The sequence below is a fragment of the Actinomadura sp. KC345 genome (genome assembly GCF_004348515.1).
In the GTDB taxonomy this organism is placed as follows: Bacteria; Actinomycetota; Actinomycetes; order Streptosporangiales; family Streptosporangiaceae; genus Spirillospora.
Genome location: NZ_SMKH01000191.1, coordinates 1 through 15110, shown reverse-complemented (window position 1 = coordinate 15110; position 15110 = coordinate 1). Strand labels below are relative to the sequence as shown.

Here is a 15110-nt window from a genome sequence, read left to right as displayed (position 1 = left end):
GGGCGGGGAGGGGACGGGTGAGGCCGGCGAGGACATCCGCCTCGAAGCCCTCGACGTCGATCTTGCAGAAGGCCGGTTCGCCGTGGGCGGCGATGAGGTCGTCGAGGGTGGTCACCTCGATCTCGACGGCGCCGTCCCATCGGACGCGAGCGAAGCTCCTGTCACGGGTCACCGACGTGATCCAGTCGCGGGACATCGAGGAGACCGTGGGCGTCGCCGAGGAGACCGCCAGTTCCGCGCGGCCCGGCTCGGCCCCGGCGGCTCCGGGAACGATGGCGACGTCCCGGTCGCGGCCGTAGAAGAGCCGCAGGACGCGCAGGCAGTCCGGCTGCGGCTCGACCGCGATCACCCGCGCGCCGAGGTGCCTCCACACGCGCACCCGGCCGCCCACGTGCGCGCCGATGTCGAACGCGACGTCGCCGGGCCCGAGGAACTCGCCGTAGAGGCGCGACGCCCGCCGGTGCTTGCCCGGGACCCCGTAGTACATGACCAACGACCGGGCGATGCCGTACGCGCGGAGCAGCATCCGCCGACCCTACCGCGCACCGGAGGCCCGGCCGCCGCGAGCGTCAGGACGGGGGGAGACCAAGGGCGCGGGCGATGAGCATGCGCTGGACCTCGGAGGTGCCCTCGCCCACTTCGAGGATCTTCGCGTCGCGGTAGAAGCGGCCGACGGCGTACTCGTTCATGAAGCCGTAGCCGCCGAAGATCTGGGTCGCGTCGCGGGCGTTGTCCATGGCGGCGTTGGACGCGACGAGCTTGGCGATCGCGGCCTCCTTCTTGAACTCCCCGCCCGCGAGCAGTTTCGCGGCGGCGGCGTAGTAGGCCAGGCGGGCGGTGTGGGCGCGCGTCTCCATATCGGCGATCTTGAACTGCATCGCCTGGTAGCGGCCGATCTCCTTGCCGAACGCCTCCCGCTCGCGGGCGTGGCGGAGGGACTCGTCCACGCAGCCCTGGGCGAGGCCGACCGAGAGCGCGGCGATCGCGATGCGGCCCTCGTCCAGGATGCGGAGGAACTGCGCGTAGCCGCGGCCGCGCTCGCCGACGAGGTTCCCGGCGGGGACGCGCACGTCGTCGAAGGACAGCTCGCGGGTGTCGGACGACGACCAGCCCACCTTGGAGTACTTGCGCCCGACCGTGAAGCCCGGGGTCCCGTTCGGGACGATGATCGTGGAGATCTCGCCGTCGCCGGTGAAGGCGGTGACGGTCACGAACGCGGTGATGTCGGTGCCGGAGTTGGTGATGAACGCCTTGGAGCCGTTGATCACCCAGGTGTCGCCGTCCAGCCGGGCGGTGGTGCGCATGCCGCCGGGGACGTCGGAGCCGCCGCCCGGCTCGGTCAGTCCGAAGCCCGCCAGCCGCTCCCCGGACGTGAGCTGCGGCAGCCACCGCTTCTTCTGCTCGGCCGACCCGAACCGGTGGATCGGCATCGCGCCCAGCGAGACCCCGGCCTCAAGCGTGATCGCCACGGACGAGTCGACGCGGGCGAGTTCCTCCAGGGCCAGGCAGAGGGCGAAGTAGTCGCCGCCCATGCCGCCGTGCTCCTCGGGGAACGGCAGGCCGAACAGCCCCATCCTGCCCATGGCGGCGACGATCTCGTACGGGAACTCGCCGCGCTCGTACAGGTCCCCGATGACCGGGGCGACGGTCTCGCGGGCGAACCGCTCGACCGTGCTCCGCAGCTCCTCCTGCTCGTCGCTGAGCGTGAAGTCGATCATGAACTACTCCGATCCGGGGAGAGGGCCTGGACGACGCGGGACGGGCTGGGGCGGCCCAGGCGGCGGGCCATCCACCGGCTCGTGGCGGCGAGCCGGTCGAGGTCGACGCCCGTCTCGATGCCGAGGCCGTGCAGCATCCAGACGAGGTCCTCGGTGGCCAGGTTGCCGGTGGCGCTCTCGGCGTACGGGCAGCCGCCGATGCCGCCGGCGGACGCGTCGACGACGGTGACGCCCGCGCGGAGGGCGGCGAGGGTGTTGGCGAGGGCCTGCCCGTAGGTGTCGTGGAAGTGGACGGCGAGCCGCTCGGTGCCGATGCCCGCGGCGCCGAGCGCCTCGATGAGGGCGGTGACGTGGCCGGGCGTGCCGACGCCGATGGTGTCGCCGATGCTGAGCTGCGAGCAGCCGAGCTCCATCAGCCGGGACGCGACCGCCACGACCTGCTCGATGGGCACGTCGCCCTCCCACGGGTCGCCGCACGCCATCGACACGTAGGCGCGCACCCAGAGCCCTTCGGCGTGGGCGCGCTCGACGACGGGCGCGAACATCGCGAGCGACTCGTCCACGGAGCGGTTGAGGTTGCGGCGCGCGAACGACTCGGTGGCGCTGCCGAAGATCGCGATCTCGGTGACGCCGTTGGCGAGCGCCCGGTCGAGGCCCCGCCCGTTCGGGACGAGGACGGGATAGCGCAGGTCCGGCGAGCGGGGAAGGACGTCGAGGAGCTCTTCGGCGTCGGCGAGCTGCGGCACCCAGGCGGGGTGGACGAAGCTCGTCGTCTCGATCGTGCGCAGGCCCGCGCCGGCCAGCCGCGTCACGAACTCGGACTTGACGTCCACGGGCACGACGGCCTTCTCGTTCTGGAGCCCGTCGCGCGGCCCGACCTCGTAGATCGTGACCCGCCCCGGAAGCCCGGAAAGAGGTACCCGCATCGTCATTCCTCCTCGATCACGGCCAGTACCGCGTCGAGGGCGACCTGCGCGCCCGCGCGGACCGGCAGTTTCGCCACGACGCCGGCGAGCGGCGCGGTGACGGCGTGCTCCATCTTCATGGCCTCGACGACCACGAGCGGCTGGCCCTGCGCCACCCGTTCGCCCTCGGCCGCCTTGACGGCCAGGATCGTGCCGGGCATCGGGCTGCGCAGCACCCCGTCGCCCGTCCCGGCGGACGCGGCGCCCGCCTCTGCGCGGACGTGCTCGCTCAGCGCCCACGCGTGCCCGTCGCGGCCGAGCCACAGCGTGTCCCCGTCGCGGGCGGCCTGGAACGAGGTCGTCCTCCCAGCGTAGGTCAGCGTGAAGGGCCTGCTCAGCGACGCGGTGACCGGAGGGGCGGTACCGATCGCGACGCGCGCGGCCGCGGCCCGGCCCTGGACGCGGACCTCCACCGGGTCACCGCCGGACGGAGTGATGATCCACGGCGTCCAGGCGTGGGCGCCGGGACGCCAGCCGTCCGGGATCTCCCACGGGTCGTCACCGGTTTCGAGCGCCAGCATCCGTTCCAGCGCGGCGGCGGCGAACACCTCGGGCGGGACGGACATGCCGGACATCAGGTCGTCCAGCGCACGTTCGACCAGTCCCGTGTCGAGATCACCCGACACCACGGACGGGTGCCGCACGAGCGAGCGCAGGAACGCGACGTTCGTCGGGACGCCCAGCAGCGTGTACGAGGCGAGCGCCCGGTCGAGGCGCCGCAGGGCCTCGGCCCGGCCGGGTCCGTGGACGATCACCTTGGCGAGCATCGGATCGTAGGAGCCGCCGATCCCGGTTCCGGCGTCGAGCCCGGAGTCGACGCGGGCGCCCTCGGGTTCGGCCAGCGCCAGGACGCGGCCCCCGGTGGGCAGGAAGCCGCGGGCGGGGTCCTCGGCGTAGACGCGGGCCTCGATCGAGTGCCCGTCCATGCGGACGTCGTCCCGGGTGAGCGGCAGCGGCTCGCCGGCGGCCACGCGGAGTTGGAGTTCCACCAGGTCAAGGCCCGTGACCATTTCGGTGACCGGGTGCTCGACCTGGAGCCGGGTGTTCATCTCCATGAAGAAGAACTCGTCGGGGTGGTCTGCGGAGATGATGTACTCGACGGTCCCTGCGCCCGCGTATCCGACGGCTCGGGCGGCGGCGACGGCGGCGGCGCCCATCCGCTCGCGGGCCGCCTCGTCCAGCAGCGGGGACGGCGCCTCCTCGATGATCTTCTGGTGCCGCCGTTGCAGGCTGCATTCGCGTTCGCCCAGGTGAATGACGTTCCCGTGGCCGTCCGCGAAGACCTGGATCTCGATGTGCCGGGGGTTCTCGACGAACCGCTCGGCGAGCAGCGTGTCGTCGCCGAACGAGCCGCGCGCCTCGCGGCGGGCGGACGCGATCGCCTCCGGCAGGTCCGCCGCGTCCCGGACGAGCCGCATGCCCTTGCCGCCCCCGCCCGCGGACGGCTTCAGCAGCACCGGAAGCCCGATCTCCAGCGCGGCGGCCTTCAGCTCGGCGTCCGAAAGGCCCGGCTCATCCCTTCCCGGGACGACGGGGACCCCGGCCTCCGCGACCGTCCGCTTCGCGCGGATCTTGTCGCCCATCGTCTCGATCGCCGCGGCGGGCGGGCCGATGAACACCAGCCCCGCCTCGGCGCACGCCCGCGCGAACGCCGGGTTCTCCGCGAGGAAGCCGTACCCCGGGTGGACGGCGGGCGCCCCGGAGTCGCGCGCCGCCGCGATCACGGCCTCGATGTCCAGGTACGACGGGATCCGCAGGGCCTCGTCCGCCTCCCGCACGTGGCGGGCCAGGGCGTCGGCATCGGTGTGGACCGCCACGGAGCGGACACCGAGCCGCCGCAACGTCCGGAACACGCGGACGGCGATCTCCCCGCGGTTGGCGACCAGCACGCTGTCGAACATCAACACCCTCACATCCGGAAGACGCCGTAGCCGACCGGCTCCAGCGGCGCGTTGGCGGCGACCGCCAGCCCGAGCCCCAGCACCCGCCGGGTGTCGAGCGGGTCGATCACTCCGTCGTCCCACAGCCGCGCCGTCGAGTAGTACGGGTTCCCCTGGGCCTCGTACTGGTCGCGGATCGGTGCCTTGAAGTCTTCCTCGTCCCGCGCGGGCCACTCCTCGCCGCGCGCCTCCCTCTGGTCGCGGCGGACGGTGGCGAGCACGCTCGCGGCCTGCTCCCCGCCCATCACCGAGATCCGGGCGTTCGGCCACATCCACAGGAAGCGCGGCGAGTACGCGCGGCCGCACATCGCGTAGTTGCCCGCGCCGAACGAGCCGCCGATGACGACGGTGAACTTCGGGACGCGGGCGCACGCGACGGCGGTGACCATCTTCGCGCCGTGCTTGGCGATGCCGCCCGCCTCGTATTCGCGCCCGACCATGAACCCGGTGATGTTCTGCAGGAACACCAGCGGGACACTGCGCCGGTCGCACAGTTCGATGAAATGCGCACCCTTTTGCGCCGACTCGGAGAACAGGATGCCGTTGTTGGCGACGATGCCGACCGGGTGGCCGTGCACGCGGGCGAATCCGGTGACGAGCGTGGGCCCGTACTCCTTCTTGAACTCCTGGAAGCGGCTGCCGTCCACGATCCGGGCGATGACCTCGCGCACGTCGTAGGGGGTCCGCGGGTCCTGCGGGACGACCCCGTAGAGCTCGGCGGGGTCCACGGCGGGCTCCTCGGACGGCGCGACGTCCCACGGGCGCGGCTCGCGCGGCCCGAGCGTGCCGACGATGTCGCGGACGATCCGCAGCGCGTCCGCGTCGTCCTCGGCGAGGTGGTCGGTGACGCCGGACGTGCGGGAGTGCAGCTCGCCGCCGCCCAGCTCCTCGGCCGTCACGACCTCGCCGGTGGCGGCCTTCACCAGCGGCGGCCCGCCCAGGAAGATCGTCCCCTGGCCGCGGACGATGACGGCCTCGTCGCTCATCGCCGGGACGTAGGCGCCGCCCGCCGTGCACGAGCCCATCACCGCGGCGATCTGCGGGATGCCCCGCCCGGACATCGTGGCCTGGTTGTAGAAGATGCGGCCGAAGTGCTCACGGTCGGGGAAGACCTCGTCCTGGCGGGGGAGGAACGCGCCGCCGGAGTCGACCAGGTAGACGCAGGGCAGCCGGTTGTGCAGCGCCACCTCCTGCGCCCGCAGGTGCTTCTTCACCGTGACCGGGTAGTAGGTGCCGCCCTTGACGGTGGCGTCGTTGGCGACGACGACGCATTCGCGGCCGGAGACCCGCCCGACACCGGTGATGATCCCGGCGCCGGGGGCCTCGTCCCCGTACATGCCGTTCGCGGCCAGCGGCGACAGTTCGAGGAAGGGGGAGCCGGGGTCGAGGAGCGTGTCGACGCGGTCGCGGGGGAGCAGCTTGCCGCGCGCGGCGTGCCGCTCGCGCGCCCGCTCGGGACCGCCGCGCCCGGCGCGGTCGACGTGCTCGCGCAGCTCCGCGACGAGGGCCGCGTTGTGCGCGGCGCTCGCCTTGAAGGCCTCGCCCGTCACGTCGGCGCGGGAACCGATCTCCGGTCCGCTCATGGCCTCCCCTCCCGGTTAACGATCATTAACAATGCCGATGTTAACGTCCATTAACAACTCTAGTCTAGACTGGCCGGCATGACGTCCCGCCCCGCCGGGGCGGCCTCCGGACCCGATTCCCCGGCAGGCCCGCCCAACCCGCGCCGGGCCGAGATCCTCGGCGCCGCGGCCGAGCTGTTCGCGCGCCGCGGCTACCACGGGGCGTCCATCGGCGACCTCGGACGGGCCGTCGGGCTCACCGGTCCCGCCCTGTACCGGCACTTCAGCGGCAAGGAGGCGGTCCTCGCCGAGATGCTCCTCGACATCAGCGAGCGGCTGCTCGCCGAGGGCGTCCGCCGCGCCGCGGCCCCCGACCCCGACCGCGCCCTGGACGCCCTGCTGGGCTGGCACATCGCGTTCTCCCTCGACAACCCGGCGCTGATCACCGTCCACGAGCGCGAGCTGGACAACGTCCCCGAGCCGCAGCGGCACCGGATCCGCCGGCTCCAGCGCGCCTACGTGGAGGAGTGGGTCGCGGTACTGCGCCGCCTGAGCCCCGGCCTGCCGGACGAGCGGACCCGCGCCGCCGTCCACGCCTGCTTCGGCCTGCTCAACTCGACCCCGCGCAGCGCCGCCGGGCTCGACCGCGACGCGATGCGCGACCTCCTGCGCACGATGGCCCGCTCCGCATTGGAGGGCGCAGCCCTCGAAGCCGCCGCCCACCGGCCCGGAGGCGCCTCCTAGCAGGAGGCCGCGCGGCCGTCCAGCGACGCGCTGACGGCCTCGGCGAACTCGTGGGCGTCCAGTCCGGCACGGTCGAAGATCTTCTGCACGCAGTCCCGGAACGTGCTGGAGAACGTGCTGTAGTGCGGGGTGACCGGACGGGGGTCGGCGCGGGTGAGCGCGGTGACCACCGCGCGCCCCAGCTCGGCGAGCTGCGCCGGGCCGGGCGCGTCGGCCTCGCCCGGTTCGAGCGGCTCGCCGGTGAGGGACGAGCACGCCCGCGCCTCCACCCCGGCGGGGGAGCGGCGGTCCGGGGCCAGCCCGAGCGCGGAGTACCGCCCCGGCGCGAAACCGCCGCACGAGAACAGCAGGCGCTGGCTCCCCGTCCCGCTCAGGAACTCCACGAGATCCTGGGCGGCTCCAGGGTTCGGGGAGTGCGCGGAGACCGCGAGGTTCTGCCCGCCGAGGACGGTGCGGCCGGGCAGGGCCCGCACCCCGAACCTCAGCCGGCCGCCGTCCCGCATGCGCGGCTCGCTCGCCAGCGCGGAGAACACGTACGGCCAGTTGCGCATCAGCCCCGTCCCGGAGGCGAACGCCTCGATGCTCTCCCGCTCCCCGTACAGCCGCGACGCGGCCAGCGCCCCCCGCGCGTACGGGGCCATCCCGACGAGCGCCGGATACACCGTCTCGCGCAGCTCCTCCTCGCTCGGCCGCCCGTCGCCGGTGAGCAGCCCGCGGCCGCCGCCGTTCCACACGGCCTCCAGCGCGTTGACCGTGAGGCCCTCGTAGCCGGAGAGCTGCATGGCGACACCGGAGCCGAGAAGCCCCGGCCACGCCGTCGGCGTCGTCGCGCCCTCCCGGTTGTAGAGAAGCCCGACGTCCACGTTGAACGGGATCGCGTACTGCTCGCCCTCCCATTCACCCGTCCGCAGCGCGGCGGGGAAGAAGTCGTCCCGGACGGCGACGTCCTCCAGCGCGACCAGGTAGCCGGCTTCGGCGAACTGCGCCGTCCAGGTGTTGTCCATGATGAGGACGTCATAGGCGCAGCTCCCCGACTCCTGGACCGCCTTGATCTGGCTGTGCTGCAGGTCGGTCGACTCCGCCACCTCCACGGGCGTGGCGTGGGGATGGGGACGGCCGTCCGGGTAGCGCCCCTCGTTCCACCGCCGGATGAGCGCCCGGCGCTGGCTCCTCAGGCTGACGTCCGTCCCTCCGGCGACGAACAGCTCCTCGCGCTCGCAGTCCATCTCCATCGCCGGGTACGAGGACTCCAGCGGACCGAGGAGGACGACCAGGGCCGCGATCAGCATCAGCACCGCGCCCGAGGCGAGGGCGGTCCCGGCCGTCCGATCGTGCGGGAGGTACCACCGACGCGTCATCCTCGCCCCGTCATCTCAGATCCGACAGCAGCGCGGCGGCCTGCTCCGCCTCGGGGGCCTCGGTCAGCGCCACGCACGCGCCGCCGTCACCGGGGCCGAGCGCGTCCACGACCTCCTCGACGGGCCGGGAGTCGCACGCCGCCGGTCCCGTCAGCACGACGGTCACCCGCAGGTCGGGGTGCCGTTCGCGGAACTCGCCGGACAGCCACGCGGCCCGGGAGCCGAGGCGGGGATTGGTGTCCGGGCTCTGCCCGTCGGTGACGAGGATGAGATCGGGGCGTCCGGGGCCGAGGTCGGCCGCCTCGATCGCGTCGATGAGCGGACGGTCGGCCCCGGTGGACGCGACCGCCTCCAGGCCGTTCGTGACGGCGTTCTTCTGGCGGGGGGACGCGGCGCCCTGGGGAACGTTCCCGGCCGTTCCGCCGTCGCCGGGCGACGCCGTCGACGGGAGCGTCTCGGGCGCGTTCAGGACCCGCAGCTCCAGCGGCAGACCGCACGCGCCCGTGTGCTCCTCCAGGAACCGGACGGTGGTGGCGCCGGCGAGCAGGACGACGGCCATCAGCGCCGCGCCGGCCGCGCCCCACACCAGGGACGTCAGAGCCGTCGGCAGCGGCGTCCTGACCCGGTCGTCCATCGACTTCAGCAGCCGGAAGGCCAGCCAGCCCAGCAGCATGACGCACATGACCGTCACGGTGGCGGTGATGAGCGTGCCCAGCCACGCGACCGCGTAGACCTCCGTCATCGTCACGGTGACGATGACCCCGGAGCACACGCTGAGGATGACGGTGAGCGGCCACGGCTCGCCCCCCGTCGCCGTTGCCGGGATCACTCATGCGGACTCCATGCCGCGTCGGCCTCGACTGGTCAGGCCCCCCCCGTAAAACGACCTCATGATATTTGCGGGCGCGGGCCGGGTCAGGAAAAAATCTGACCCGGATCGGCCGATCTATCCCCTCCCGTGTGCGAACCGCCCGCTTGTCTTGACGTGCTCGCGGCGAGATGGGCCAGGATGTACCGGAGGTCATCCGGCCGCCTGGCTGACCCCGGACCGAGGAGTTCCGCATGAGCGTCGAGGGTGTCGGCTTCTACGAGATCGCACAGAACCACCCGGACCGTCCAGCGCTGCCGACTCCCGGCCGACCGGTGACCTACGGCGAGCTGCACGCCGAGGTGAACCGGCTGTCGAACGCGCTGGGCGGGCTCGGGCTGCGTCCCGGCGATTCGCTGGCGACCGTGCTCGGCAACCGGCCCGAGTTCCTCACGGTCCTCCTGGCCGCCTTCCAGAGCGGCCTGTACCTCGTCCCCGTGAGCCGCCATCTGACGGCGTCGGAGATCGGGTACATCCTGGCCGACAGCGGCGCCAAGGCCGTCGTGACCGAGAGTGCGTTCGGCGACGTCGTGAAGGGCGCGGCGGACGAGGCGGGCATCCCGGCCGAGGGGCGGGTGAGCGTCGACCCCGCCGAGGGCTACGGGTCGATGGCCGAGCTGTGCGCCAAGGGCGGCGCCGATCCGCCCGGGAAGCGGCAGATGGGCTCGGTCATGCTCTACACGTCCGGGACGACGGGCCGGCCGAAGGGCGTCCGGCGGTCGCTGCTCGACATCCCGCCGGAGATGGTGCTCGACCTCATGCGGCAGACGCTGAGCATGCTCGCCCTGCCCGACGAGGTCCGGGCGCGCTACGACCTGTCGTCGCTGCGGCAGGTCTACCACAGCGCCGCGCCCATCCCCGTCGAGACCAAGCACCGGATGCTGGACTGGTGGGGGCCCGTCCTCTACGAGTACTACGGCTCGACCGAGAGCGGCCCCGTCGTCGTCGCCACCCCGGAGCAGTGGCTCGCCCGCCCGGGGACGGTCGGGCGCGCGGTCGACGGCGTCCAGATCAAGATCCTCGACCCGGAGGGGGCCGAGCTCCCGCCGGGGGAGACCGGCCTGATCTACGCGAGCGGGCAGCCCGGGTTCGAGTACCACGACGACCCGGAGAAGACGGCGTCCGCCATGCGCGGCGACTTCTACACGCCCGGCGACCTCGGCCACCTCGACGAGGACGGCTGGCTCTACATGAGCGACCGCCGCACCGACCTCATCATCTCCGGCGGCGTCAACATCTACCCGGCCGAGATCGAGAACGCCCTGCTGCAGCACCCGGCGGTCGCGGACGTCGCCGTCATCGGCGTCCCGGACGACGACTGGGGGCAGAGCGTCGTCGCCCTCGTCGAGCCCGCCGCGGACGCGGCCGCGGGCGACGCCCTGGCCGCCGGGCTGCTCGCCCACTGCGAGCCCCGGCTGTCCAAACTGAAGCATCCGCGCCGGATCGAGTTCCGCGAATCGCTGCCGCGCACCCCGTCCGGCAAACTGAGCCGGCGCCGGGTGAGGGAGGACTACCTGGAGGAACGCGCGGGCTGAACGCGCGTGCCGCGCCGGCGGGGCGGGACGCGGCCGAAGTCGTCTCGGTCGACGTCGAACGCCTCCGGGGGTTCGTGCGTACAACGGCACATGAAGGACAAGAAGGTCGCACCGCTCGACGGCGTCGTCCCGACCCCTGCCCCGACCAAGACCGACCTTCCCGTCGTCGCCGACCCCGCCGCCCACGCCAAGGCGGTGGCCGCGGCGACCGCGCCCCGCCGGGACTCCCGCGTGGTTCAGGCGTCCCGTGCGGACCCGGCCCTCCGTGCCGAGCCGGGCGGCGAACCCGCCGCGGCCGAGGCGCCGGACACCGCGCGGCCGTCCGCCGCCCCCGCGCCGCCCACCGGCGACGCCGCACGGCCGTTCCCCGAGGAGTGGCCGCTCCCCGGCGGGCGGCGGCTCATGGAAGCCTCGGCGGTGTTCTCGGCCTCGTCCGCCCTGGCGCAGATGGCGTCAGGCGACGAGGACGACCGCGCCGGGACCGCACGCCTCGGTGACCCGGTCGCGGTCTGGCCGTGCGCCGGCTGCGGACGGCCCGTGCCGCAGCCGGCGCACGACGCCCGTATCGTGCGCTACTGCCAGGACACCGACGGGGAGTGCGAGCGGTCCGCGCGCGAGAACCGCGAACGCGGCCGCGAGTCACCGGGGCTCACCGGCCAGGTCGCCTGGGCGTGGGAGATGGTCGAGCGGCTGGAGGGCGCCACAGATCGGCTCGCCTGGTCCCTCATGTCGGAGCTGAGCGTCGCCGGCGTCGAACGGCGGGTCGCCGACGCCAACGCCGATGCCTTCGGACAGGTCGCGATCGCGCAGCGGGAACGCGACGCGTCCCAGCGGCAGGCCGAGGTCGCCTGGCGGGAGACCGCGGCCGCCCGTGCCCGCGCGGACGCCGCCGAGCAGGAGGCGGCGGCCGCCCGTACCCGGGCCGAGCACCTCGCCGCCGAACTCGACACCGCCGGCCGGGAACGCCGGAAGGCCAAGGAGGAGGCCGAAGCGGCGAGCGCCGCGCGGCTCGCCGCCGAACACGAACGCGACCGCGTCGCCTCCCGCGAGGGCGAGCTGCTCGCCTCGCTGGAGAGCGCCCGCGCCGAACTGGTCTCGCTGCACGGGCGGCTGTCCGAGGCCGAGACCCTCGTCGAGGGGCAGCGCATCGAGGCCGAGGCGGTGAAGCGCGCCACCGAGGACCTGCGCTCGGCCGTCGGTGACGCCGAGGCCAAACGCGGCCAGGCAGTCGCCGACCGCGACCAGATCCAGGCGCGCGGACGCGAGTTGGAGCAGCACAACTGGCAGCTGATCCGCACCGCCGAGGAGCTCCGGGCCACGGTGCACGCGCTGACCGCCGAACGCGACGCGGCCCGCGCCGAGGCGGAACGGGCCCGCCGCCGGGTCGACGCGCTCACCGGCAACGGGGACGTGTACCGCACCGGCGGCCTCCGCCCGCCCATCGACCGGGAGCCGCCGACCGGACTGCACCCCTTGCCGCCGATGAGCGGATCGTCCCCGGACGGCGGCGACCCGCTCACCACCGACCCGAGCCGGCAGTACGGCCCGCTCAACGGACACCGCCTGCCCTACGCCGGCTGATCGTCACGCCGGCCGACCCACGCACCGCGAGGAGGTGAGGCCCTTCCCCACACTGCACTGGCCCTGATCCGGCCGCCGTATCGCACCGGGGTGGTACGGCGGCCGGTGCCCGTCCGCGGGGGCGCGGCCGCCGGGAGCCCCTCAGGCGGCCCGGCCTCAGGTGGCGCGGGATTCCAGGTAGGCGGTGTAGTCGAGGGCGCCCGCACGGACGGCGGCGTGGACGGCGCGGGCGATCCTGGATCCCCAGACGGAACGGGGGCCCGCGAACGGCTCCGCCGCTCCGCCGCCGGTCGCCGCGGCGACGCAGACGGCGTCGGACGCGGTGCCCGTGCACGGATAGCCCGCTTCGAGGAGCGCCTGGGTCTTCGCCTCGGTGGCGGTGATGACGGCGTTCACCAGCGCCGCGTCGTTCAGCGGCACGGGCACGGCGACGACGATGTTGATGGTCCCGGGGGTCCACGCTGAGGGAGCCGTCCCGTCCAGGCGGATCGGCGCCAGCTCGGGATCGGCCGTGCCGGCGGGGGAGGCCGCCCATGTCGGGACCCGCAACCCGACCGTTGCCGAGACGGCCACGCCCTCGTCGTCCCGCCGCATGGTGCGCGACACCGACGCGGCCGTGAGCATCCCGACGCCCGGCCCCTCAAGGCCGTACGATCCGGCCAGTTCCTGGAGGTGGACGACCGGGTCCATGCGCGAGTAGCCGCCCGCGACCTGCGCGTTCAGCACCCACCGGGCCGGGCCGATCCCTCCGCCCAGCAGCGCCGACGAGATCATCCGGTACCCGGGGCCGGAGCGCCACACGGTCGAGGCGAGCCGCGCCCCGTCCTCCTCGCGCCACACCGTCTCGAGTCTCACGGGCGCTCCAGCGACAGGATCGGCCGGCCGCCGGGGCCGGGGGTGACGCGCACGCGCGCGTCGAAATGCTCCTCGACCGCGGAACGCGTGAGGACCCGCGCCGGCTCGCCCGTCGCCGCGACCCGCCCGCCGGAGATGAGGACCAGGTCGTCGGCGTACTGGCCCGCCAGCGTCAGGTCATGGATGGTCGTGACGACGGTCAGCTCGTCCGACAGCCGGAGCTGGTCGACCAGCTCCATCACCTGCTGCTGGTGGCCGATGTCGAGGGCGGTGGTCGGCTCGTCCAGCAGCAGCACCGGGGTCTGCTGCGCCAGTGCCCGCGCCAGCACCACCCGCTGCCGCTCGCCGCCCGAGAGGTGGTCCAGGGAGCGGGCCGCGAAGCCGGCGAGGTCCAGCCGGTCGAGGACCTCGGCGGTGATCTCCCGGTCCCGCGCGCTCTCCCGTCCCAGATGCGGGATGTAGGGGGAGCGGCCGAGGAGGGTGTAGTCGAAGACCGTCATCCCCACCGGGAGGTTCGGGGTCTGCGGCGCGTAGGCGACCAGCCGGGCCCGCTGCCTCGGCTTCAGCGACCCCAGGTCCGCGCCCGCCACCGCGATCTCGCCGTGGGACGCCACCAGGCCCAGGACCGCGCGCAGCAGCGTCGACTTGCCCGCCCCGTTCGGCCCGATGACCGCCGTCCACGACCCTGCCGGGACGTCCACCGACACACCCTTCAGCACGGGCCGCCCGCCCAGCGCCACGTCCAGGTCCCGCACCCGCACCGTCACGTCTCCACCTGCCTGCGGCTCGCGCGCAGCACCGCGACGAAGAACGGCCCGCCGACGAACGCCGTCACCACGCCGAGCGGCACCTCGCCGGGGGCGATCACCGTCCGCGCCACCAGGTCCGCCACCCCGAGGAACGCCGCACCGCCCAGCAACGACAGCGGCAGCACGACCCGGTACGAACCGCCCGCCAGCCTCCGGACCACATGCGGCACCACGATGCCGACGAACCCGATCAGCCCGCTCACCGCTACCGCGCACGCCGTCGCCAGCGACGCCGCGACCAGCACGGTCATCCGCACCCGCGACGCCGACAGGCCGAGCGACGCGGCCTCCTCGTCCCCGACGCTCAGCACGTCCAGCAGCCGGCCGTGCGCGAGCAGGACCACCGTCGACACCAGCGCGTACGGGGCGATCAGCGCCAGCTGGCGCCAGTCGGCCGCCCCGACCCCGCCGAGCAGCCACGAGAAGATCCGCTGGAGTTCCTCCGTCTTCAGCTGCTGCAGGAACGTCTGCACGGCCGCCAGGAACGACGACACCGCGACCCCTGCCAGTACCAGCGTCGCCGCCCCGTTGCCGCGTCCCGCCGTGCCGCCCAGCACGTACGCCAGGAACACTCCGGAGACCGCGCCCACGAACGCGGCGAGCGGCACCGCGTACCCGGGATCGCCCGGCACCAGCACGATCACCGTGGTCGCGCCGACCCCGGCGCCCGCGGCGGCGCCCAGCAGGTACGGGTCGGCGAGCGGGTTGCGGAACACTCCCTGGTATCCGGCGCCCGCCATGGCGAGCATCCCCCCGACGAGCGCGGCCATCAGCGCCCTCGGGACGCGGAGTTCGAACAGGACGTTCTCGTCGATGACGCCGAGCCCCGAGTCGATGTGCACGAACGGGAGCCGGTCGGCCAGCGCCTTGAGCACCCCGCCGGCGGGTAGGTCCGCGGCCCCCGCCAGCACCCCGCCCAGGAGGGCCGCCGCCAGCAGCGCGACACCCGCCGCGAGCGACACCGGCCGCAGCCTGGCCTGCCCCGGCGGCTGCGGCAACCTCTTCCTCGTCATCGCCGGCCGCTTCATGCCGGGCGCCTTCAGCCTGTGCCTCCACGCCCCGGGCCGCGGCTGCCGGGACGTCTCGGGTACGTCCTGCGCCTGCTCGCGGACGTCCGGGGACGTCCCGGCCGGGACGTGCGGATCGGCCGGAACGTCCCGGGGACGGCGGGGGAC

General features: G+C 73.9%; 13 protein-coding genes. 3 read left to right on the top strand and 10 right to left on the bottom strand.

Annotation, left to right across the window (positions count from 1 at the left end):
* The 5 genes from E1281_RS26575 to E1281_RS26555 form a co-directional block, all read right to left on the bottom strand.
* Positions 1-526 (bottom strand): FkbM family methyltransferase (locus E1281_RS26575; protein ID WP_131882403.1); only part of this gene is annotated, 526 nt, incomplete at its 3' end.
* Positions 527-569: 43 nt separating this feature from the next.
* The gene (locus E1281_RS26570; RefSeq protein WP_131882402.1) at positions 570-1718 is read right to left on the bottom strand and encodes an acyl-CoA dehydrogenase family protein; all 1149 of its coding nucleotides are present in this window, start codon (positions 1716-1718) and stop codon (positions 570-572) included.
* On the bottom strand, positions 1715-2644 hold the full coding sequence (locus E1281_RS26565; protein ID WP_207943500.1) for a hydroxymethylglutaryl-CoA lyase: 930 nt from the start codon (positions 2642-2644) through the stop codon (positions 1715-1717). Before E1281_RS26565 ends, E1281_RS26570 begins: the two co-directional genes overlap by 4 nt.
* Before the next feature lie 2 nt (positions 2645-2646).
* Positions 2647-4584 (bottom strand): biotin carboxylase N-terminal domain-containing protein, encoded by a 1938-nt coding sequence (locus E1281_RS26560; RefSeq protein WP_131882400.1) that lies wholly within the window; start codon positions 4582-4584, stop codon positions 2647-2649.
* Between the two features lie 8 nt (positions 4585-4592).
* Positions 4593-6206: a carboxyl transferase domain-containing protein gene (locus E1281_RS26555; RefSeq protein WP_131882399.1), complete on the bottom strand. Its 1614-nt coding sequence runs from the start codon at positions 6204-6206 to the stop codon at positions 4593-4595.
* Positions 6207-6284: 78 nt separating this feature from the next.
* Here E1281_RS26555 and E1281_RS26550 point away from each other — a divergent pair, with 78 nt between their 5' ends.
* Entirely contained in the window at positions 6285-6929 is a 645-nt protein-coding gene (locus E1281_RS26550; RefSeq protein WP_131882397.1) for a TetR/AcrR family transcriptional regulator, read from the top strand.
* On the opposite strand, the gene E1281_RS26545 is transcribed toward E1281_RS26550, so the two are convergent.
* Both E1281_RS26545 and E1281_RS26540 read right to left on the bottom strand, forming a co-directional pair.
* Entirely contained in the window at positions 6926-8287 is a 1362-nt protein-coding gene (locus E1281_RS26545) for an extracellular solute-binding protein (protein WP_131882396.1), read from the bottom strand. The genes E1281_RS26550 and E1281_RS26545 overlap by 4 nt on opposite strands.
* Before the next feature lie 10 nt (positions 8288-8297).
* On the bottom strand, positions 8298-9116 hold the full coding sequence (locus E1281_RS26540; protein ID WP_131882395.1) for a hypothetical protein: 819 nt from the start codon (positions 9114-9116) through the stop codon (positions 8298-8300).
* 233 nt (positions 9117-9349) lie between these two features.
* On the opposite strand from E1281_RS26540, the gene E1281_RS26535 reads away from it, so the two are divergent.
* Both E1281_RS26535 and E1281_RS26530 read left to right on the top strand, forming a co-directional pair.
* On the top strand, positions 9350-10690 hold the full coding sequence (locus tag E1281_RS26535; protein ID WP_131882394.1) for an AMP-binding protein: 1341 nt from the start codon (positions 9350-9352) through the stop codon (positions 10688-10690).
* A gap of 90 nt (positions 10691-10780) precedes the next feature.
* On the top strand, positions 10781-12271 hold the full coding sequence (locus E1281_RS26530) for a chromosome segregation ATPase (protein WP_131882393.1): 1491 nt from the start codon (positions 10781-10783) through the stop codon (positions 12269-12271).
* A 156-nt stretch (positions 12272-12427) separates the two neighbouring features.
* On the opposite strand, the gene E1281_RS26525 is transcribed toward E1281_RS26530, so the two are convergent.
* From E1281_RS26525 to E1281_RS26515, 3 genes are read right to left on the bottom strand one after another with little or no spacing between them, the layout of a single operon-like run.
* Positions 12428-13126, bottom strand: a complete 699-nt coding sequence (locus E1281_RS26525) for an adenosylcobinamide amidohydrolase (RefSeq protein WP_243717426.1) — start codon at positions 13124-13126, stop codon at positions 12428-12430.
* Positions 13123-13893 (bottom strand): ABC transporter ATP-binding protein, encoded by a 771-nt coding sequence (locus tag E1281_RS26520; protein ID WP_131882392.1) that lies wholly within the window; start codon positions 13891-13893, stop codon positions 13123-13125. Before E1281_RS26520 ends, E1281_RS26525 begins: the two co-directional genes overlap by 4 nt.
* Positions 13890-14948 (bottom strand): iron ABC transporter permease, encoded by a 1059-nt coding sequence (locus E1281_RS26515; protein ID WP_131882405.1) that lies wholly within the window; start codon positions 14946-14948, stop codon positions 13890-13892. The genes E1281_RS26520 and E1281_RS26515 overlap by 4 nt, the downstream gene beginning before the upstream one ends.
* Positions 14949-15110: the final 162 nt, after the last annotated feature.